Source organism: Mycobacterium sp. NGS61, assembly GCF_059812325.1.
This window is the reverse complement of the sequence record NZ_JCALCL010000005.1, coordinates 106,333-126,914: the sequence shown is the minus strand read 5'-3', so window position 1 is coordinate 126,914 and position 20,582 is coordinate 106,333. Positions and strand designations below refer to the sequence as shown.

At 66.4% G+C, this 20,582-nt stretch carries 11 protein-coding genes; 6 read left to right on the top strand and 5 right to left on the bottom strand.

Going from position 1 to position 20,582, the window contains the following annotated elements:
• Positions 1-9: 9 nt before the first annotated feature.
• Positions 10-1,707 (top strand): 4Fe-4S binding protein, encoded by a 1,698-nt coding sequence (locus tag AC5Y3Z_RS13080; RefSeq protein ID WP_463827336.1) that lies wholly within the window; start codon positions 10-12, stop codon positions 1,705-1,707.
• Here the strand turns inward: AC5Y3Z_RS13080 and AC5Y3Z_RS13075 are convergent.
• Together AC5Y3Z_RS13075 and AC5Y3Z_RS13070 are read right to left on the bottom strand one after the other, a co-directional pair.
• Positions 1,704-2,159 carry a VOC family protein gene (locus tag AC5Y3Z_RS13075; RefSeq protein ID WP_463827337.1) on the bottom strand — a complete coding sequence of 152 codons (456 nt, stop codon included), beginning with the start codon at positions 2,157-2,159 and terminating at the stop codon, positions 1,704-1,706. The genes AC5Y3Z_RS13080 and AC5Y3Z_RS13075 overlap by 4 nt on opposite strands.
• A 140-nt stretch (positions 2,160-2,299) precedes the next feature.
• Positions 2,300-3,421 (bottom strand): citrate synthase 2, encoded by a 1,122-nt coding sequence (locus AC5Y3Z_RS13070; protein ID WP_463827338.1) that lies wholly within the window; start codon positions 3,419-3,421, stop codon positions 2,300-2,302.
• A 105-nt stretch (positions 3,422-3,526) separates the two neighbouring features.
• Between AC5Y3Z_RS13070 and pdxH the strand changes: the two genes are divergently transcribed.
• Positions 3,527-4,153, top strand: a complete 627-nt coding sequence (pdxH, locus tag AC5Y3Z_RS13065) for a pyridoxamine 5'-phosphate oxidase (RefSeq protein ID WP_463827504.1) — start codon at positions 3,527-3,529, stop codon at positions 4,151-4,153.
• A 27-nt stretch (positions 4,154-4,180) separates the two neighbouring features.
• On the opposite strand, the gene AC5Y3Z_RS13060 is transcribed toward pdxH, so the two are convergent.
• Entirely contained in the window at positions 4,181-13,174 is an 8,994-nt protein-coding gene (locus tag AC5Y3Z_RS13060) for an ATP-binding protein (protein ID WP_473139697.1), read from the bottom strand.
• Between the two features lie 61 nt (positions 13,175-13,235).
• Positions 13,236-14,720 (bottom strand): PE domain-containing protein, encoded by a 1,485-nt coding sequence (locus AC5Y3Z_RS13055; protein WP_463827339.1) that lies wholly within the window; start codon positions 14,718-14,720, stop codon positions 13,236-13,238.
• A gap of 117 nt (positions 14,721-14,837) precedes the next feature.
• On the opposite strand from AC5Y3Z_RS13055, the gene AC5Y3Z_RS13050 reads away from it, so the two are divergent.
• Together AC5Y3Z_RS13050 and AC5Y3Z_RS13045 are read left to right on the top strand one after the other, a co-directional pair.
• A complete protein-coding gene (locus AC5Y3Z_RS13050) occupies positions 14,838-16,121 on the top strand; it encodes an MFS transporter (protein ID WP_463827340.1) in 1,284 nt (427 codons plus the stop codon).
• A 214-nt stretch (positions 16,122-16,335) separates the two neighbouring features.
• On the top strand, positions 16,336-17,628 hold the full coding sequence (locus AC5Y3Z_RS13045; RefSeq protein WP_463827341.1) for a citrate synthase: 1,293 nt from the start codon (positions 16,336-16,338) through the stop codon (positions 17,626-17,628).
• Here the strand turns inward: AC5Y3Z_RS13045 and AC5Y3Z_RS13040 are convergent.
• A complete protein-coding gene (locus AC5Y3Z_RS13040) occupies positions 17,625-19,175 on the bottom strand; it encodes a phytoene desaturase family protein (protein WP_463827342.1) in 1,551 nt (516 codons plus the stop codon). The genes AC5Y3Z_RS13045 and AC5Y3Z_RS13040 overlap by 4 nt on opposite strands.
• Before the next feature lie 156 nt (positions 19,176-19,331).
• Between AC5Y3Z_RS13040 and arfA the strand changes: the two genes are divergently transcribed.
• Together arfA and arfB are read left to right on the top strand one after the other, a co-directional pair.
• Positions 19,332-20,363 carry a channel-forming protein ArfA/OmpATb gene (gene arfA, locus AC5Y3Z_RS13035; protein WP_463827343.1) on the top strand — a complete coding sequence of 344 codons (1,032 nt, stop codon included), beginning with the start codon at positions 19,332-19,334 and terminating at the stop codon, positions 20,361-20,363.
• A 12-nt stretch (positions 20,364-20,375) separates the two neighbouring features.
• The gene (gene arfB, locus AC5Y3Z_RS13030) at positions 20,376-20,579 is read left to right on the top strand and encodes a channel accessory protein ArfB (protein WP_463827344.1); all 204 of its coding nucleotides are present in this window, start codon (positions 20,376-20,378) and stop codon (positions 20,577-20,579) included.
• Positions 20,580-20,582 lie beyond the last annotated feature (3 nt).

The window sequence follows — 20,582 nt, the reverse complement described above, 5'->3', positions numbered from 1 at the left end:
AGTTTGCTTATGCCGCACGTGATTACCCAGTCGTGCTGCAATGACGGGTCCTGCGTGTTCGCGTGTCCGGTCAATTGCATTCACCCGTCCCCGGACGAACCGGGCTACGCGACGTCGGAGATGCTCTACATCGACCCGGTGGCGTGCGTCGACTGTGGCGCCTGCGTCAGTGCCTGCCCGGTCGGCGCGATCGTCCCGGACAGCAAGCTCGATGTGCGGCAACTGCCGTTCGTGGCGATCAACGCGTCGTTCTATCCGGAACGCCCTGCGCATGAGAAGTTGCCGCCGACCTCGAAGCTGGCACCGGTGATCCCGGCCGCTGAGGTGCGCGCGCAGGGCAAGCCGTTGACGGTGGCCATTGTCGGGTCCGGGCCGGCGGCGATGTACGCTGCCGACGAGTTGCTGATCCAGCCGGACGTCCGGGTCAATGTGTTCGAAAAGCTGCCCACGCCTTATGGTTTGGTGCGTGCCGGGGTCGCGCCCGACCACCAGCACACCAAGAAGGTCACCAGGCTGTTCGACCGGGTGGCCGGCGATCGCCGCTTCCGGTTCTTCCTCAACGTCGAGGTCGGCACGCACGTGAGTCACGCCGAGCTGTTGGCGCACCATCACGCCGTGTTGTATGCGGTCGGTGCGCCCGACGACCGGCGGCTCGATGTAGACGGGATGGGTCTGCCGGGCACCGGCACCGCGACCGAGTTGGTCGCGTGGATCAATGGGCACCCCGAATACACCGATCTGCCAGTCGATCTCAGCCATGAGCGGGTGTTGATCGTCGGCAACGGCAACGTCGCTCTGGATGTCGCACGGGTGCTGACCGCCGATCCGGACGATCTGGCCCACACCGATATCGCCGATCACGCGCTGAAGCGGTTCCGCAAGTCCGCGGTCCGCGAGGTGGTGATCGCGGCGCGCCGCGGACCCGCCGAATCGGCGTTCACGCTGCCGGAGCTGGTCGGGCTCACCGAGTCCTGCGATGTGGTCCTCGAGCCCGACGATCATCGACGGGTGCTCGCGGACCTGGCCACGGTGTCCGACCCGTTGACCAAGGCCAAGCTGGAGATCCTCCGCACACGGGGTAACGGCTCAGCGCCGGCGTCGCGACCGCGGGTGCGGCTGGCCTATGGGCTGACGCCGCAGCGTGTGCTCGGCGAGCAGCGCGCCACCGGGATGGAGTTCCGGGTGACCGGCACCGACGAGGTCCGTCGGCTCGACGCCGGCTTGGTGCTAACGTCGATCGGCTACCGCGGCAAGCTCATTCGCGATCTGCCGTTCGACCAGGATGCCGCCGTGGTGCCCAACGACGGCGGCCGCGTCATCGACCCCGGCACCGGCCAGCCCGTTCCGGGCGCCTACGTCGCGGGCTGGATCAAGCGCGGACCGACCGGGTTCATCGGTACCAACAAATCGTGCTCATTCCAGACCGTGCAGGCACTGGTGGCCGATTTCAATGCCGGCAAGCTGACCGACCCCGTCGCTGGACCGTCGGCACTGGACCGGCTGGTCGCTGACCGCCAACCCGACGTCGTCGACTCCGCGGGCTGGCGCGCCATCGACGCCGCCGAGGTCGCCCGCGGCGGCGAGGATGGACGTCCGCGCGCCAAGTTCACCGATGTCGCCGAGATGCTCGCCGTGGCTGCCACCGCACCGCGGGCGCGGCGGTCACGGGTGTCCGGCCTGCTGCGGCGACTGCGCGAACGCGGCTAGCCGGCCTCCGCGGTCATCGCCTGCTGGATTTCGTCGTAGCTGACCTCCCGCACCGGCTGACCCAACGACCAGTTGTGCCCGAAGGGATCGGCGACCACGCCATAGCGGTCACCCCAGAACTGGTCGCTGAGCGGCATCACGATCGTGGCCCCGGCGTCCAGTGCCTGCTGGAACCTCGCGTCGACGTCGTTGACCGTGAGGTGGATGGTGACCGGCGTACCGCCCAGCGACTTCGGGGTCACCGACGTGCCACTGCACATCTCCGGGAAGTCGTCGTTGAGCATCACCGTGGCGCCGTTGATCTGCACTGCGGCATGCACGAGCCGGCCGTCCGGGCCGGGCACCCGGCCGAGCTCGACGGCGTCGAAAGCCTTGACGTAGAAGTCGATCGCGGCCGCGGCGTCGTCGACGACGAGATGGGGGGACACTGCGGGTTCGACAGTGATGGCCATGTGGTCACTCCTCTGGTGGTGGGTACTGCCCGCTCGGGCTCACATGTACTGACCGGGCGGGCCGGCAGAACTCATCGCGCATCCGCGACGCTAATGCCGGGCACCGACAACTCGTCGGACTTACCAACCGCGGGCAGCGCTTATACGGTGGTGAGGACCTTGTCCCAGCCGTTCACGGAGTCGGCTCGGCGCGGCGCCGGCCCTACATAGATGGCCGACGGGCGGACCAGCTTGCCGAGTCGCTTCTGCTCGAGGATGTGGGCGCACCATCCTGCGGTGCGACCACAGGTGAACATCGCCGGCATCATGCTGGCCGGCACTTCGGCGAAGTCCAGGATGACCGCCGCCCAGAACTCGACGTTGGTCTCGATCGGGCGGTCCGGCCGACGCTCCCGCAACTCGGCCAGGGCCGCCTGCTCCAGCGCCACCGCGACGTCGTAGCGGGGTGCGTTCAGCCGCTTGGCGGTCGCCCGCAACACTCTGGCGCGCGGGTCCTCGGCGCGGTAGACCCGGTGTCCGAAACCCATCAGCTTCTCGCCGCGGTCCAGGATGCCCTTGACCAGACCGCGGGCATCATCGGTGCGCTCGACCTCTTCGATCATCGGCAGCACCCGGGCCGGCGCACCGCCGTGCAGGGGGCCGCTCATAGCGCCGATCGCACCGGACAACGCCGCTGCCACGTCGGCGCCGGTGGATGCGATCACCCGCGCGGTGAATGTCGAGGCGTTCATGCCGTGTTCGGCAGCAGACACCCAATAAGCGTCGATGGCCTCGATGTGTCGGGGATCCGGCTCGCCGCGCCACCGGGTCATGAAACGTGCTGTGACTGTTGAACACTCGTCGATGAGGCGCTGCGGGACCGCCGGCACGTAAATGCCGCGACCGGACTGCGCGACGTAGGACAGCGCCATCACCGATGCGCGGGCCAACTGGTCGCGAGCGGTCGGCTCGTTGGTGTCCAGCAGCGGCTTGTACCCCCAGATGGGCGCCAGCATGGCCAGGCCGGCCTGCACGTCGACCCGCACGTCACCGGTGTGGATCGGCAACGGGAACGGCTCGGCCGGGGGCAGTCCGTGGCCGAATTCACCGTCGACCAGCAACGCCCAGACGTCGCCGAAGTGGACCCCCTGGCCCACCAGATCCTCGATGTCGACGCCGCGGTAGCGCAGCGATCCTCCGTCTTTGTCCGGCTCGGCGATCTTGGTCGTGAAGGCCACGACGCCTTCCAGACCTGGGACGAAATCTTCTGGAACCACAGTCATGGGCAGATTCTTGCACTACTGGCCTGGGCGGTTCCTACCGGCCGGTAACAACGTCCGAGTAGCGTTGGGACGGTGACAGAATCAGACCGGCAGTCGCTGGCCGGGATGCGGGTGGAATACGGGTCCGCCGAGAAGGACGGCAGCCCTGACCTGGATGCGGACTGGCTTGCCGAGGGCTGGCTTGCCTTGTTCCGCAGGTGGATGGACGACGCGTGGCAGGCCGGGGTTGCCGAGGCCAATGCCATGGTGGTGGCCACCGTCGCCGAGGGCCGCCCGGTGACCCGGACGGTGCTGTGCAAGAACGCCGACGAGAGCGGGATCAGTTTCTACACCAACTACGACTCGGCGAAAGGGACCGAGCTGGCGACGACGCCCTACGCGTCGGCGACCTTCCCGTGGTATCTGCTGGGACGGCAGGTTCATATCCGCGGGCCGGTCAGCAAGGTCGCGCCGCAGACCACCGCCGATTACTGGTCCAAGCGGCCGCGCGGGTCACAGCTGGGCGCCTGGGCGTCGCACCAGTCGAAGCCCATCGCCTCGCGCGCCGCACTGCTCGACCAACTAGCGGAAGTGACAGCGCGATTTGCCGACACCGAGCACATCCCGGTGCCGCCGAACTGGGGCGGCTACCTGATCGCGCCCCAGGTGGTGGAGTTCTGGCAAGGGCGAGAAGACCGGGTGCACAACAGGATTCGGATCTCCGGCGGCGTCGTGGAGCGGTTGCAACCCTGACCCGGTGGACTGCGAACCGGATCGGTGTCATTCGCGCGGCGGATTTTCGCCGAGTGGTGTGCCCCGCGAGAGTTCATCGAACTTCGCCAGCGCTCGGTCCAGGTCTGCCTCGTCGAACATCTCACAGCGGCAGAGTAGGTCGCCTTCAACCATGAAGATGTCGCTAATGCGCCACTCGGCCTCGAAGCCCGCAGCCGAAGTCCCGCTCGCGACGTGAGTGACGACCGCGCCGTTCTCAGTCAACCGATGAACCGTCTCGACATAGATGCGGTTGTGCGCCGTTTCATTCAACGCAGCGCGAAGGTAAGCCTTGAGGTCACCAGGCCCGACCGGCGCCAGGTTGCGGTGGTCAATATCCACGAAATCGTCTGCTGTCGCCGGAATTTCGCGCCGATTGAGTGATTCGTACGCCCGAGTGAGGACTGACCACGCGTGAGCGTGTGCGGCGGCTTCGCCTGCCAGGTAGCGGGCATCCAGTTCGGCGACGGCGGCCTCGAGGTCGTCGACGTCGAAGGTGATCAACGCGGAAACCCGCTCGTCGATGGTGATCTCGATGACGCTGAGTGCCTCGGTGAGGTCAGCCTCGGGTCCTGGTTCGCGGTCGGTGAATCTGTTGCGTACGAGGAGCAGACGTTCGCCACGCGTCGCTATCGCTGTTGACGCCACGTTTGTGAGGGACAGGTCGGCTACGGCTTGCACGTCTGCCATCTGGGCATCCCGGCCCTGCCGTATTCCCGAACCCACCAACCGACGGCGATCGTCGCTCACGAAGTTGTCGGCAAGCATGTCCGCCATGGCGTTCCGGTCGCCAGCTGCGTGACTCGCGACGAAGCGCTCAGCCACTCGGTGTGCGGCGTTATGCGGTTCTTGCGCCTGTGCGTGCAATTCGTCGAACTTCGCGAGAGCGACCTCGAGGTCAGCCTCGTCGAACAGCTCACAACGGTGCACACGGTCGCCGCTGACCTGCAGAAGCTGAATCATTCGCCACTCAGCACTGAAACCGTCCGGCGATGTCCCGCAGGCGGTGTGGGTGACAACGGCTCCGAGGCTGCCGAGTCGATGCACCGACTCGACGTATATCTCCATGTTGGGCGTGAGGTCCCACCCGCTACGGATATACGCATTCAGATCATCCCCTTCGAACGTGCTGTGGACCCGGTGATCGATGGTCACGCAACGCGACAGCCCCGGAGAGATCTTGTGTTTGTTGAGCGCGGCATAACCTGTGGCGATCACCGACCAAGTGTGCGCGTGGGCAGCAGCTTCGCCGGCGATGAATCGCGCTTCGAGTTCCGCTGTTGCAGCGGCCATATCGTCACCATCGATGATGACGACGGCGGCAACTTGGCCGTCCGCGTTCAGCTCGACGACCTGCAGTGCGTCGAGCTGGATCTCAGCGCGCTCGGTCCCTGAGGCACGAATGCGGGTGAGGACAAGACGGTCTCCGCGGGTGGCGATGATCGGAGCCGCGATGTCAGTCAGTAATCCGACCTCGACGCCGACTCGAAGATCTTCGATTGCGGCGTCCTGACCGTGTCGAACATTGGCATTGACGACCTTGCGGCGGTCTTCGTTGCAATAGTCGTCAGCGAACATGTTCGCCGTGGCGTCCCAGTGGACCGCGATCTCAGCGATCGTCTTCATATCGCGCATTCCGGCATCCCGACCGCGCATGGTCCCGGCGCCCACCATTCGACGTCGATCGTCGTGGGCATAGTCAACGGATAGTGTCGCGGCCATCGCATCCCAGTTGCGAGCGGCACAGTACGCCCAGAGCTGTCCGTTCACCCGGCTGGCCGAGTTTTCGAGGCGCCGTGCGGGGCGGTGCAATTCCGCGAACCGAGCCAGCGCCGCCTTGAGGTCTGTTTCGTCGAAAAGCTCACAGCGATTCACCTTGTCGCCCTCGACCGTCGACAGGGCAACTTCTCGCCATTCTGCTTCAAAGCCCGCAGGTGAGTTTCCGTGTGCCACATAAGTCACGACCGCACCCAGTTCGTTGAGCTGATGTACAGCCACGATATGAGGCCGGATTGGTCGGTCGAGATCCCAACCCTTGCTGGTGTATTCACTCAACTCGCCGGCAGCGAACGCGGCCCCCCGGCGGTGGTCGACACTTGCGCAGTCGGCGGTCAGCGTGGGCAGCTCACCGCGTCTGACGGAGGCATAGGTACCGGAGATGGTCTGCCACACAAGTGCGTAAGAAGCTGCGTCCCCAGCGAGGTATCGCGAGTCGAGTTCGGCGATGGCAGCGTCGAGGGCATCAACGTCGAAGACGACGTGCGCCCGAATTCGATTATCGGCGTCGTTTTCCGCAAGACCGAGCACCTCGGCGACGAAGGGTTCGGGCGTGGCATCGAACGCGAAGCGGGTGCGCATGAGGGCAAGGTGCTCGCCGCGGGTTGCGATGACGGTCGTAGAGACATCCGCGACGCCTAGGTCGACAAGGGCTCGCATGTCGCGGATCTCGGTATTCAGTCCCTGTCGCAGTCCCGCACCAACCAGTCGACGGCGGTCGTCCAGTGAGAAGTCGTCGGCGAGGAGATCTGGCAGCGAGTTCCAGTCGGCTGCGGTGAGGATTTCTACGAAGCGCTGGGCCACTTGGCAGGTCGCGTTCTGCAGCGGCGCCGCCGGCCGGCGCAGTTGATCGAATTCGGCCAGCGCGGCGTCAAGGTCCACCTCGTCGAAAATCTCACAGCGGCTGATCAAGTCACCGTCGACGGTGAATAGGGTGACCTCTCGCCACTCGACGTCGAAGCCGGCCTGCGACGTCCCATACGTTGCCTGGGTGAGGACCGCGCCGAAGTCACCCAGGCGATGCACCGCATGGGCGTAGATCTTGGCTTGTGGCGTGAGTTCCCAGGTGGCGCGGACGTAGGGGAAGAGCTCACCGGGCGAGAATGCTCGTGCTCGGCGGTGATCGATATTCACCCAGTTCGGTGTCACCGAGGGGAGCTCGTGTCTATTGAACGCGGCGAAGTTGCGGGCGATCACCGACCACGTATTTGCGTGGGTGGCCGCTTCGCCGGCCAGATATCGTGCGTCGAGTTCGGCGACGGCGGCGTCGATGTCGTCGAGGTCGAAGAACACGGCGGCGATGATCCGGTCGTCGCCGTCGATCTCCAGAATGCCGAGCACCTCGGTGAGAAACCCCGGTGCCTCATCGTCGCGGCGCGAGAAGCAAAGGCGATCGAGGACGAGATGCTCGCCGCGAGTGGCAATGACGGTTGGTGTGACATTCGACGACCACAGCTCGGCGACCACCCGCATGCTCGCTAGCTGCGCCTCGCGGCCGACCTGAACTGCGTTGCCCACAACTCGGCGTCGATCATCGTTGGCGAAATCGTCAGCCAGCATCCGCTCTATTGCGTCCCAATCACCCGCGGCGAAGAGCGTCAGGAAGCGCTCACCCATTCGGCTCGCGGCATTTTCCAGGCGTCGGAGCGGCCGATGGACCAGTTGATCGAAGCGTGCCAGTGCGGCGTCGAGGTCGTCCGCGTCGAAGACCTCGCAGCGGTTGACCAGGTCACCGTCGAAGGTAATGACGCTGACAACCCGCCATTCGGCCTGGAATCCCCCTGGAGTGGTCTCACGCGAAATGTGCGTCACGACCGCACCGGCGTCGGTCAACCGATCTACCGTCGCGACGAAATAGCTAATGTCCGAGGCGAGGTTCCTGGTGACTTCGAGAAGGGCGGTCATGTCACCGGGCGCGATCGATGTTCCGCTCCGGTGGTCGATGTTGACCCAATCTTCAGTCGTCGCAAACAGTTCCCGTCGATTGAGTGCGGCGAAACCTCGCGTGACCGCCGACCAGACCTGCGCGTGGCGGGCCGCTTCACCCGCCAGGTAGCGCTTATCGAGCTCAGCGAGTGCGGAATCGAAGTCGTCGAGGTCGAACACGACCCGTGCCGAGAACTTGCCCTCGGCATTGACCTCCAGCACGTCGAGAACGTCGGTGTGGAACGCCGCCGGTGACCGGACGCGTCCCCACGTCTGCGCCCGGCTGAGCGCCAGGCGATTTCCACGCGTAGCAATGACATCCGAAGTCATCGCTCTCACACCGATTTCGGTGAGACTGACAATCTCGGTGACCAGGGCATCGCGGCCGGATCGGGTGCCGGAGTTCAACGCCCGTCTCCGATCGTCGGAAGAACAATCGTCGGCCATGAGATCGGACAGCGCGTCCCAATCGCGGTCGGCGAAGAGCACCTCGATGCGCTCATGCATTGCGCTGGCCGCGTTTTCGGATAGCCGAACTGGTCGGTCTAACTGTTTGAATCTTTCGTCTGCGGCGACAAGGTCGATCTCGTCGAAGACCTCGCAACGCCTGATCATCTCGCCATCCACGAGTAGCAGTGCAATGCCTCGCCATTCGGCATCGAGACCCTCTCGCGAGGTCTCCTGCGCCGCGTAGGTGATTACTGCACCGTCGTTGCTCAGCGAATGCACCTCCTGAACATAGGTATTGATGTCCTGCTCGAAGTCCTTACCGGCGCCGAAGTAGTCGATCAGGTCACCGGGTCCGAACGCCGCCTCAACTCGGTGGTCGACGTTGATCCAATCTGCTGTCGTCGGTGGTGCCTGGTGGCAGCTGAGTGCGTTGTATGCCGCCGCGATTACCGACCAGGTGTGCGCGTACGGTGCCGCTGCCCCGGCGAGATACCGTGCGTCGAGTTCGGCGATGGCGCCGCGGAAGTCGTCGAGGTCAAACACGGTGCGTGCCGACACCCGCTCGTCGGCGTCGATCTCGACGACGGCGAGGACGTCGATGCCGAACGCGTCCGGTTCGTCGTCGCGGAACGCGGATCGGACGCGATTGAGTACCAGGCGCTCACCCCGGGTGGCGATGGTGTCGGTCGTCATTCTCTTGACTGCCGGAGCGGTTATCACAATCTCGGCCATCACGGCGTCGCGGCCTTGACGGAGTCCGGAGCCGATGACCTTCCGGCGATCGTCCTGGGTGATGTCATCAGCCAACGAATCTGCAACCGATGGCAGGTCACCGGCTAGCAGATATGAGTTGATACAACGACATACGCGAGCAGCAGCGGGTTCCGGCCCTGGCTGCGGTTCTACGAGTTCAATGTGGGCGGGACGGCTCTCGACGACTACCTGGGGCGCAAACAGTTGGTCCGCGTCGTCCCAAGCTTCACGATCGACAGCGTCCGCGACTCGGCGTGCGACGCGTACGCATTCGTTGTCAGGCTCGCTGCCCGATGCTTCGGGTGCTCGCAAGGCCGACGAGGGGTCACGAATCCCGAGCGGTTGCCGAGCCGTCTCGACAAGTGCTACAGCGCCTTTCCGTTCGTACAGGCCGACCGCTCGTTCGGCGGCAGATCGCGCTCCTGCGACATCACCGGCGACGCTCAGAACCCTCGCCAACGTCAGGCATGCATCGCCGTGGTCGACCAGCGCGTCGGTGCGTTCGGCCAGCGTCACCGCGCTCTCAGCCATGCGCCGGGCCTCGTCGTGCTCACCGTCGCGTGACAATAGGTGCGCCCGCAACGTCCGCCACGCGATCGACGCCTTCAGCGCATGCCCGGCCAGGCGCTCACTCTCGCGGCACAATTCATCTGCTTCGGCCTCTCGGCCGAGTGTCAGGCAGGTGCGACCGAGCAGTGCGGCGGTTTCGGCGGTGTCAGCTTCCAAACGCATACGGCGAAAACCATTGTAAGCCTTACGAAAGAGTGGCTCGGCCGCGCCGGGTTCGTCGGCAACGAGTTCGATGATGCCGGCGAACTGTTCGACTTCACACAGGGCGTGACGCAAGCCGAGCTCGGTGACCGTGCGTCGGGCCGAGTCGATCATTCGCCGCGCGGCGGCAGCGCGGCCGCGGAACGCCTCCAACACGGCCTGACACTGTGTCGAGGTGGCCTCGACCGCAGGCGAGTCGGTGGTGATGCGCAGCAGCCGCACCACATCGAGGCACCGTCCGCCCGCCCGTGGAACCGGGTTGGGGCCCCACAACGCGGCCAGCGGCGCTCCCGCTAACACGGCATTCACCCGTCGGTGCTCACGGGCGCGCCGCGCGGCGTTCAGCGCGTTGTCCAAGGCGACTTCGCAGTCCGCGATGCGCCCGAGCCGGGCCAGACACCCGGCCCGCACGGTGTGGGCGTTGGCCTCACCGGCGGCGTCGTCCAGGCCGGCCAGCCTCTCGGCAGCAGCACCCAGCGCGGCTTCGACCTCATCCAGCCGCTCAGGGTGTATCAGCATCGACAATTGGCCGTCGAAACACGTCGCCCAGGCCGCTAGTCGAGCTGAATCTGTTGTCGCCGATTGCAATTGAGATACCGCACCCGCCGCCGATGTGACATCGCCGGCAGCCAGCAGGGCCTCACACCGCGCCACCAGCAGCGTGGCAACCTGGTCGTCTCGGTCGGGAAGTTCGTCGTCAATCTCCTCGAGCGCGTGTAGCGCATGGTCGTACAGGTCGGCCGCACCTTCGTAGGCCAGCCGGGTCATCGCCTGGTCCGCGGCCCGCCGGCAGTACTCGACCGCCTTGGCTGCGTTTCCCGCCCAGGCGCATTCGAAGTAGTGGTGCGCCAACTCCGCCAGCAGTTCATCGTCACCCCCGGCCTGGCTTTCCAAGGTCACCGCGATGCGCTGGTGCAGCCGCATGCGTCGTACCGACGCCAGCTCGGCCAGCAACGACTGTCGGACCAGGGCATGGTTGAACCGGTAGCGGCCGCCGGTTTCCTCGATGACGATGCCGGCCTTGGATGCTTCGTCGAACGCGTCGATGAGATCGTCGCCGACCACGTGTTCCACCAGATCCAACGCGAACCGGCTGCCGACGACCGCCGCCGCCGACAGCGCCTTATTCGTTTCCATCGAGAGCCGGGAAAGCCTCCGGCTCACAGCTTCTCGCACTCCCTGAGGCAGCGTGCTCTGATCCCACACGCCACCGCTCTCGTCGACGTGCCGCAGCGCCTCGATCAGAAAGAACGGGTTGCCGCCGGTGACGGAGGCCAGCGCATGGGCGAGTTCCTCGTCGTCGTAGCCGGCTTCCGCGACGTAGGCGGCCACGTCGTTCTCGTCGAGCCCGGCGAGATTCAGCCGGCTGGCGGTGCCATCGCGGTGCAGATCGGCCAGCATGGCCGCCAACGGATGCGAGCGGTCCAGGTCGGTGCTGCGGTAGGTTCCCACGATCTGGACGCGGGCGTGGTCGCCGAAGCGCAGCAGGTGCCGCAGCAGCAGCAATGTCGGTTTGGCCGCCCAATGCAGATCGTCGAGAATCAGGACGACCGGCGCTGCGGCGGAGGCGATTTCGAGTAGCGCGACAACGGCGTCGAACAGTGCGTAGCGTTCGGTGTCCGGGTCCGCCCGGGGCGGGGCAGCCAGATCGGCCATGACGTCGGGCAGTCCGGGTACCAACGGCAGCAGTGCCTCAACACCGCGCAAACCGCGCAAACGCTGCGCGCCGACGCACGGCACCAGTGCGCGCAGTGCTTCGGCGAACGGCTGGTAGGGCGCGCCGAGGTCCTCGTCGCACCGCCCGTAGAGCACGACCGCACCTTCTGCATATGCGCGTTGGGACCATTCGCCGGCCAGGCGGGTCTTGCCGACACCCGGTTCACCGGCGATCAACACCGCATGCGTGGCGTGGGTCGGCCACGCGGAGACGAGTTGCTCGAATTCCGGGCCACGGCCCACGAACGGTCCGGGCCCGATCAACACTGCAGGCAGAGCGGGACGCTGGAGCGGCGTCACCGCAGGTTCGGGAGTGCTGGTATCGGCGTCGAACCGCAACTCGAAAACATGCTCGGGACGCGCCAGGTTCTTCAGTTGCCGCATGCCCAGGTCAGCGAGCGACACGTCGTCGGCCAGTGTGTCTATGACGAGCTCGGCGACCGCACCCGAACACAGGATCTGCCCGCCCGCGGCCAACGACCGCAGTCGCGCTGCTCGGTTGACCGCCCTGCCGAAGTAGTCGCCGTCGCGAAGCTCGACCTCGCCGGTGTGCAGCGCGATCCGGATGCGCATCGGCTCAGCCAGCGCCCAGGGCTCCCGCGCGATCGCCTCTTGCATCTCGATGGCAGCGGCGGCGGCTGCTGACGGCCGGTCGAAGACCGAAAAGGTTGCGTCACCCTCGCCACGGGTCTTGATCAGCCGTCCACCGCGTGATGTGACGACCTGTTCGATCAACTCGTCGTGGCGGGCCAGCGCTGTCGCCATGGCGGCGGCATCTGCTTCCCAGGCTGCGGTCGATCCCTCGATGTCGGTGAGCAGAAAGGTCACAGCTCGCATCACCGACGAAACCTGTTGGGCGGCTGGAATATCCAGCGATGAGTCCTGAGCGACGATGGCCGCTTCGAGTCGGCGCAGCTCCGGGCCGGGGTCGACGCCCAGTTCGTCGGCCAGCAACGACCGGGCGCGCTGATACGCGCCCAGGGCCTCTCCCTGGCGGCCGGCACGGTAGAGGGCGAGCATCAGCTGGCACCATCGCTTTTCCCGCAGCGGTGCCTCGGCGACTGCCGCCTCCAGGTCGCCGACCACCTCCGCGGCGCGACCGGTCGCGAGCAGCGCGTCCGCCCGATCCTCCACCAGCGCGGAGTGACCCTCCAGCCACCGCGTCTTTTCCGACAACCCGCGCCGGCCGTCGGGCAGCTCGGGGACACCGCGCCACAGGCCCAGCGCTTCCTCGAACAGGACCACCGCTTGGCGGCTGTCGCCGGCGGCCGCGGCGTCGCGACCTCGTCGGGCGGCCGATGTGTAAGTCGCGGCGTCGACCGCCGCTTCGGCGAGCTTCCAGCCCGCCCCTTCGGTGAGCACGAAACCGTCGCCCAAGGCGCGGCGCAGGGCAGAGATGTGGGTCTGCAGAGCCTTGGCGGCGGTGCGGGGCGGAGCGGTGCCCCAAAGCAACTCGATCAGCGTGTCCGCAGGAACGACTGAGCCGTTGCGCAGGCCCAGCATGGTGAGCAGGGCGCGCGGCTTGGCGCCCGGGATCATGACGGCAGTACCGCCCTGCCGGACCTGCAGAGGCCCCAAAACCCCCAGTTCCACGCCTTGAAGGGTAGTCATGTTGACCATCGTCGGTAAGACGATTCAACGCGCGGTCAAGGTCGGGTAAAGGATCGCCAATCTAGAGGCGGGCCAGGTTGAACAGTCCCGCCAGCCCGGTGCCGAAGTTCAACAGGCCCGAGGTGAAGCCGCTGTAGTAGCCGGCGGGCTTGCCGGAAATTGCGGCAGTGAAGGCGGTGTTGAAGAATCCGGACATCCGGCCGTCGACGTCCGACCCGCCGGTGGCCAGGTTGGAGATGCCCGACACGCCGTTGTTCGCGGTGGCGCTGCCCCTGGCGGTGTTGAGCAGGCCCGACATCTGGTCGCCGGTGTTACCGATGCCCGAGACATTCGTGCCCGTGTTGTTGAAGCCCGAATTGATCAGGCCGGTATTGATCGCGGATCCGACGCCGGTGTTGACGTTTCCCGAATTCCAGAAGCCGGTATTAGTGTCACCCGAATTCCCGTTACCGGTGTTGTAGCTGCCCGCATTCCAGAAACCGGTGTCGGCGTAACCCGAGTTGCCGGCACCGGTGTTGTAGCCGCCGGAGTTTCCGATCCCGGTGTTGATGAGTCCCGACTGACCAATGCCTGTGTTGAGGGCACCCGAGTTGCCGATGCCGAAATTGCCCCCGCCGGAGTTCCCGATGCCGAAATTGCTGTGCGGACCCGGAAGTTCCCCCATGTTGGTACCGGAGTTGAAGATGCCGACGTTGCCGCTACCCGAATTGAAGAATCCGATGTTGTTGGTCCCGGAGTCTCCGAAACCTATATTGTCGCTGCCCGAGTTCAGCAGTCCGGCGAGGTTGATTCCGACCTGGTTGTCGCCCCGCAGCCCGATACCGATGTTGTTGTTGCCGGAGTTGCCGAAGCCGAGATTGTTGTTGCCCGTGTTCCCGCCGCCGATATTGAAATTCCCGGTATTGCCGCCGCCCCGGTTTCCGGTGCCGGTGTTGCCGATGCCGACGTTATCGTGGCCGGTGTTGCCCATCCCGACGTTGTGACTGCCCGGCCCATAGCTCGAGGACCCTATATTGCCGAAACCGAAATTGTCGTCACCGAGATTTCCCATGCCGACGTTTCGGCTGCCGAGGTTGCCGCTGCCGAAGTTGGTGTTGCCGTTGTTTCCGCTGCCGATGTTCTGGCTGCCCTTGTTCCCGATCCCGAAGTTGCCGTCGCCGGTGTTGCCGTTGCCGAGGTTGCCGGTGCCCTTGTTGCCCAGGCCTAGATTGGCCAGCAACTGTTGCAGGGTCTCCTGCACGCTCGCCGCCGGTAGCTGTTGGGCGGCCGCGGCTTCGGCCGCCGCGTACTGCCCCGCCCCCACGTTCATCAGTTGCACGAACTGGTCGTGAAAGGCTGCTGCGCGAGCGCTGATCGCCTGGTATTGCCGGCCGTGGGTGGAAAACAGCGCGGCGACGGCCGCTGACACCTCATCGGCGCCCGCGGACAGCAGCGCCGTCGTCTGGGCCGTCGCACCCGTGCTGGCGATGCGCAGCACGTCATTGATCCTGGCTAAATCCGTTGCAGCCGATGACATTAGCTCGGTTGACGTGATTACAAACGACATGTCGGTACCCCTGCGTCGAAGTGAGTGGATATCGCGTGGTCCCAGACTGGCTCGGCACAGCGGGGACTGCTTAGGTAGTCGACTACCTCAATTTGGGGCGGGATACCCTCGTCGGCGATGCCCCTCTTCGCGGACACCGCGCCGCTGCGCACCCGCGATTTCCGCCGGCTCTGGGTGGCGGGCATCCCCACCGTCATCGGGGCCAACCTGACGATCTTCGCGGTCCCGGTTCAGATCTACGCGCTGACGCAGAACTCCGCGTACGTGGGACTGGCCGGGCTGTTCTCGTTGGTACCGCTGGTGGTGTTCGGGCTGCTGGGGGGTGCCTGGGCCGATGCCATGGATCGCCGGGTGTTGTTGATCGTCGCCTCCTGCGGGCTGGCGGTGGCGTCGCTGCTGCTGTGGCTGCAGGCCGCGCTGGCAGTCAACGACGTCTGGGTGGTGTTGTGCCTGCTGGCGGTGCAGCAGGCGTTCTTCGCGGTGAACTCGCCGGCACGCTCGGCGGCGATTCCGCGGATGGTGGCAGGGGAGCAGCTGCCTGCCGCCAATGCACTGAACATGACGGTGAGCCAGTTCGGCGCGATCGCCGGTCCGATGCTGGCCGGGGTGCTGCTGAACTGGGTGGACCTGTCCGCGCTGTATCTGATCGATGCGATCACCTGTCTGTTGCCGATCTGGGCGACCGTCCGGTTGGCGCCCATGCCCGCGGTGGCGGTCGACGAGACCCGACGCTGGGGTCTCGGTGCGGTGCTGGACGGTTTTCGCTACCTGGCCGGCAACACCGTGGTGCTGATGTCCTTCGTCGTGGACCTGATCGCGATGATCTTCGGCATGCCACGGGCACTGTTCCCGCAGCTGGCCCACGAGAGCTTCGGCGGTCCCATCGAGGGGGGCTCGGCGATGGCGCTGCTGTCGGCGGCCATCGCCGTCGGCGCGGTGGCCGGTGGGGTGTTCTCCGGCTGGTTCCCCCGGGTCCGGCGCCAGGGCCTGACCATCGTCGTCGCGATCGTCGCCTGGGGTCTTGCCATGGTGGGTTTCGGCCTCACCAGTGGCATGGCGCACGGGCGGGCCGGCCCGATGCTGTGGATCGCGTTGGCGTTCCTGGCCTTTGGCGGTGCGGCTGACATGGTATCGGCCGCGTTCCGCTCGACGATGCTGCAACAGGCGGCCTCCGACGATGTGGTGGGCCGGCTGCAGGGGGTGTTCGCCGTGGTGGTCGGCGGTGGGCCCCGGTTGGCCGACACGCTGCACGGCGCCGCTGCGGCGGCCGTCGGCACCACCGCGGCCGCAGCCGGGGGTGGGGCACTGGTGGTGGTGGGGGTCGTCATCGCAGCCCTGATCGCGCCGGCGTTCATCAGGTACCGGACGCCGGGAGGCCAACCGGGCGCCACGCTGGGGTGACGCTCGACGCCGAGTGCCACGCTGGCGTGACGTTCGGCGTCAAAGGCGGGGACGGCGACGGCGGCATCCGGGCGCGGCCCGCCGCCAGACCTGCAGACCCGACCCCGGGCAGGCACGCCATCGCGAGAACGACTACCTTCACCTATACGCACCTAGTGCACCTGCACGCACCTAGGGCGGGCAGCCATATCAGCCTGAGCGCAAAGGGGTTCTCGTGGGCGACACCGACGACACCGCAACTCTGAAGTACCCGGGTGGCGATATCGACCTGAAGGTCGTCCACGCCACTGAAGGTGCCGACGGCATTGCGCTCGGTTCACTGCTCTCCAAGACCGGTCACACCACCTTCGACAACGGCTTTGTCAACACCGCCGCCTGCAAGAGTTCCATCACCTATATCGACGGGGACGCCGGGATCCTGCGCTACCGCGGTTACCCGATCGACCAGCTGGCGGAGAAGTCGACCTTTATCGAGGTCTCCTACCTGCTGATCTACGGTGAGCTGCCCACCAGCGACCAGCTTGCCGAGTTCACCCAGAAGATCCAGCTGCACACGATGCTGCACGAGGACCTCAAGCGGTTCTTCGATGGCTTCCCGCGCAACGCGCACCCCATGCCGGTGTTGTCCAGCACGGTCAACGCGCTCTCCGCGTACTACCCGGACTCGCTGGACCCCACGGACAACACCCAGGTCGAACTGTCGACGATCCGGTTGCTGGCCAAGCTGCCCACCATCGCCGCCTACGCGTACAAGAAGTCGGTGGGGCAGCCTTTCCTCTATCCGGACAACTCGCTCACGCTGGTGGAGAACTTCCTGCGGATGACGTTCGGGCTGCCCGCCGAACCCTACGAAGCAGACCCCGAAGTGGTGCGGGCGCTGGACATGCTGCTGATCCTGCACGCCGATCACGAGCAGAATTGCTCGACGTCGACGGTGCGCCTGGTGGGGTCGTCGCAGGCCAACCTGTTCACGTCGATCTCGGGCGGCATCAACGCCCTGTGGGGCCCGCTGCACGGCGGCGCCAACCAGGCCGTCCTGGAGATGCTCGAACAGATCAAGGAGAGCGGCGACGACGTCGGCGAGTTCGTCCGCAAGGTCAAGAACCGCGAGGCGGGCGTCAAGCTGATGGGCTTCGGCCACCGCGTGTACAAGAACTACGACCCGCGCGCCCGCATCGTTAAGGACCAGGCCGACAAGATCCTGGCCAAGCTCGGCGGGGACCCGTTGCTCGACATCGCCATCCAGCTGGAAGAGGCGGCGCTGACCGACGACTACTTCATCGAGCGCAAGCTGTACCCGAACGTGGACTTCTACACCGGCCTGATCTACCGGGCACTGGGCTTCCCGGTCCGCATGTTCACCGTGCTGTTCGCCCTGGGCCGGCTGCCCGGCTGGATCGCGCACTGGCGCGAGATGCACGACGAGGGCGACAGCAAGATCGGCCGTCCGCGCCAGATCTACACCGGTTACACCGAGCGCGACTACGCCGCCATCGACGGCCGCTAGCCGCCCGCCCACTCGGTGAGCACCGCCATCGCGGCGTTGTGCCCGCCGATGCCCGACACCGCCCCGCCGCGGCGCGCGCTGGACCCGCACCGCATGATCCGCGCGTGCCCGGTGGCGACCCCCCACCGGCGCGCCGGGGTGTCCAGCGGATCATCGTCGTCGGCGAACGGCCAGGACAATCCGCCGTGGAAGATGTTGCCCGCCGTCATTCCCAGTGTCCGCTCCAAGTCGCCGGTGGTCGTGGTCTCCAGGCACGGTCGGCCCTGCGCATCCGGCAGCAGAACATCCTGAATCGGTTCGGCCAGAACGGAATTCAGTGATGCCAGCACGGCTTCGGTGAGCGCGCCGGCATCGGCGGTCAGTGAATGCGGGGTGTGCACACCGAATACCGTCATGGTCTGCACCCCCGGGAGTGCCGGCGACACGATGCTCGGATCGGCCAGCGAATGGCAGTAGGCCTCGCACGGCAGCGGGTCGGGTAACTCGCCGCTCGACGCCCGCAGGTAGGCGGCGTCGAGTTGGGACCAGGTTTCGTTGACGTGGAACGTGCCGGCGAAAGCCTGCTGCGGGGTGACGCGCTCGTCGCGCAACCGCGGCATCCGGCGCAGCACCATGTTGACCTTGACCTGGGAACCGGGCGCCAGCATCGGTCGCGGTTCACCCAGCAGGTCGGCCAGCACCGCCGGACCCACCCCGCTGAGCACGAACCGGCCCCGAGCCACGCACTGGTCCCCGCGGCTCCGGTAGCGCACCTCGCCGTCCGGGTCGACAGCGAAAACATCTGCGCCGGTGAGTATTTCAGCTCCGTGACCGGTGGCGGCAGCAGCCAGCGCCGAGGACACCGCGCCCATGCCGCCGACCGGGACATCCCAGTCTCCGGTGCCGCCGCCCAGCACGTGATACAGCAAGCAGACGTTCTGTTGCAGTGAGGACTCGTCCAGGCGGGCGAAAGTGCCGATCAAAGCGTCGGTGGCTACCACTCCGCGGACGACGTCGTGGTCGACGGCGTCGGCGATCGCCCGCCCGATGGGCTCGTCGACCATGGCCCGCCACGCGGTCGCGGCGTCCCGATCACCCCCGTCCAGCACCAGCCGGCGCGCCTCGGCGCGGGTGCGCAGCGGTTCGAGCAACGACGGCCAGAGCCGCTGGGTCAGCAGTCGGCACTGCCGATAGAACGCGTCGAACCCCTGCTCGTCGCGCCCGGCGCCGATCGCGTCGAAGCCGCCGGGTGCCCCGACGAGCAGGCCGGTTCGACCGCCGCTGGCGGGGTCGGGGGTATAGGAGGAGTACGCGCGTCGAGTCAGCCGTACCCGTGCGCCCAAATCTTCGAGGATGCGCGGCGGCAGCAGGCTGACCAGATACGAGTAGCGCGACAGGTGGACGTCGACACCGTCGAAGGGCCGGGCCGATATGGCGGCGCCACCGACGTGTGCACGCTTTTCCAGGACCTGCACCCGTAAGCCTGCCCGGGCCAGGTATCCGGCGGCGACCAGGCCGTTGTGCCCGCCGCCGACGATGACGACATCGTGTTCGGTTGCCTCAGCCATCGGGCTACCGGTTGGCGCAACCCCGGTCACCGATGTGCGCGTTCGGCGGTGTGCTTCCGGTGGCCATTGCTACAGTCTGCCCGACGTTGCCTCGGGAACGGCCTCGGACTCGGTAGGCTGCATATCGCCTGGAAGAGCGCGAACGAGTGAGGAGCGATGGCCGGTTCAGAGGTGGGGGTCGACGAATCGCCCACGGCCGTCGAGCCCGAGCAGCAGGCCCAGCCGACCCGGCCGTTCAGCCGACAACAACTGCTGCGGCCCTGGCTGATCGCGCTGGCGCTGCTGCCGTTTCTGCTCGCCCTGATCAGCTACGGGGCATACGAGCGACCGATGGCCGTCAACGGCCCCGCCGGCGATCTGCCCACGATCACCAAGCCGTCGGGGAGCATCACGATGGCCCCGAGCCTGCAGTTGTCGCTGCTCACGATCAGTCGCAGCGGCAACAGCATCACGCTGATCGGCGATTGCCCCGACGACGCGTCCAAAGCTGCCCTGATGAGGGCACTCAAGGCATTGTTGACACCGGGAGTCAACGTGGTCGATCAGATCCGCATCGACCCGCTGACGCACGCACTCGACTTCGGCGGCGCAGAGCCGGTTTTCACCGCGGGGGCGCCCATCCCCGATCTCACCTTCAAGGTGGAAAGGGACACCGTCACGCTGACCGGTACGGCCGCATCGCCCGCGCAGAAGGAGGCGGTCGCGCGCGCGGCGGCCGGTACCTGGCCGGATGTCAACGTCGCCAACAGGATTGTGACCAGGGGACAGATCACGCCGACCGCCCCGGGTGCCGCCACACCTGCTCCCGCGCCCCCTCCGGCCGCGTCCTGCAACGACGTGCAGGCGGCCATCAACGCCATCACCGGGGGCCCGCTGGCCTTCGGTAACGACGGCGTGAGTCTGACACCGGAGGACAACGACATCCTGATCCGGGTGGCCGACAAGCTCAAAGCGTGTCCGGACGCCAAGGTGACCGTCAACGGCTACACCGACAACGCCGGCAGCGAGGCCATCAATATCCCGCTCAGCACGCAGCGCGCCACCGCCGTCGCTGAATACATCATCGCCAACGGCGTCGCCCGCGCCCGCGTCACCGTCAAGGGCCTGGGTTCGGCCAATCCGATCGCGGGCAATGACACTCCCGAGGGGCGGGCCAAGAACCGCCGCGCCGAGATCGTGGTCGGCTAGGGGGCATCAGGCATGGGTTTCGTGATCCAGTGGTTGGTCTGCCTGGTCGCCTTTGTGGCCGGTTCGGCCGTTGCCTATGGGATCGCGTTGCTGTTCAAGTCCGAAGGGCCGGACGAGACCGTTGCTGAGCCGGCCATCCAACCGGAGCCGGTCCGGCCGGCCGAGTCCGCGCAGCGCGCCGAGCCCGAGTCGTCGGAGATCGGGGCGAAAAGGTGAGCG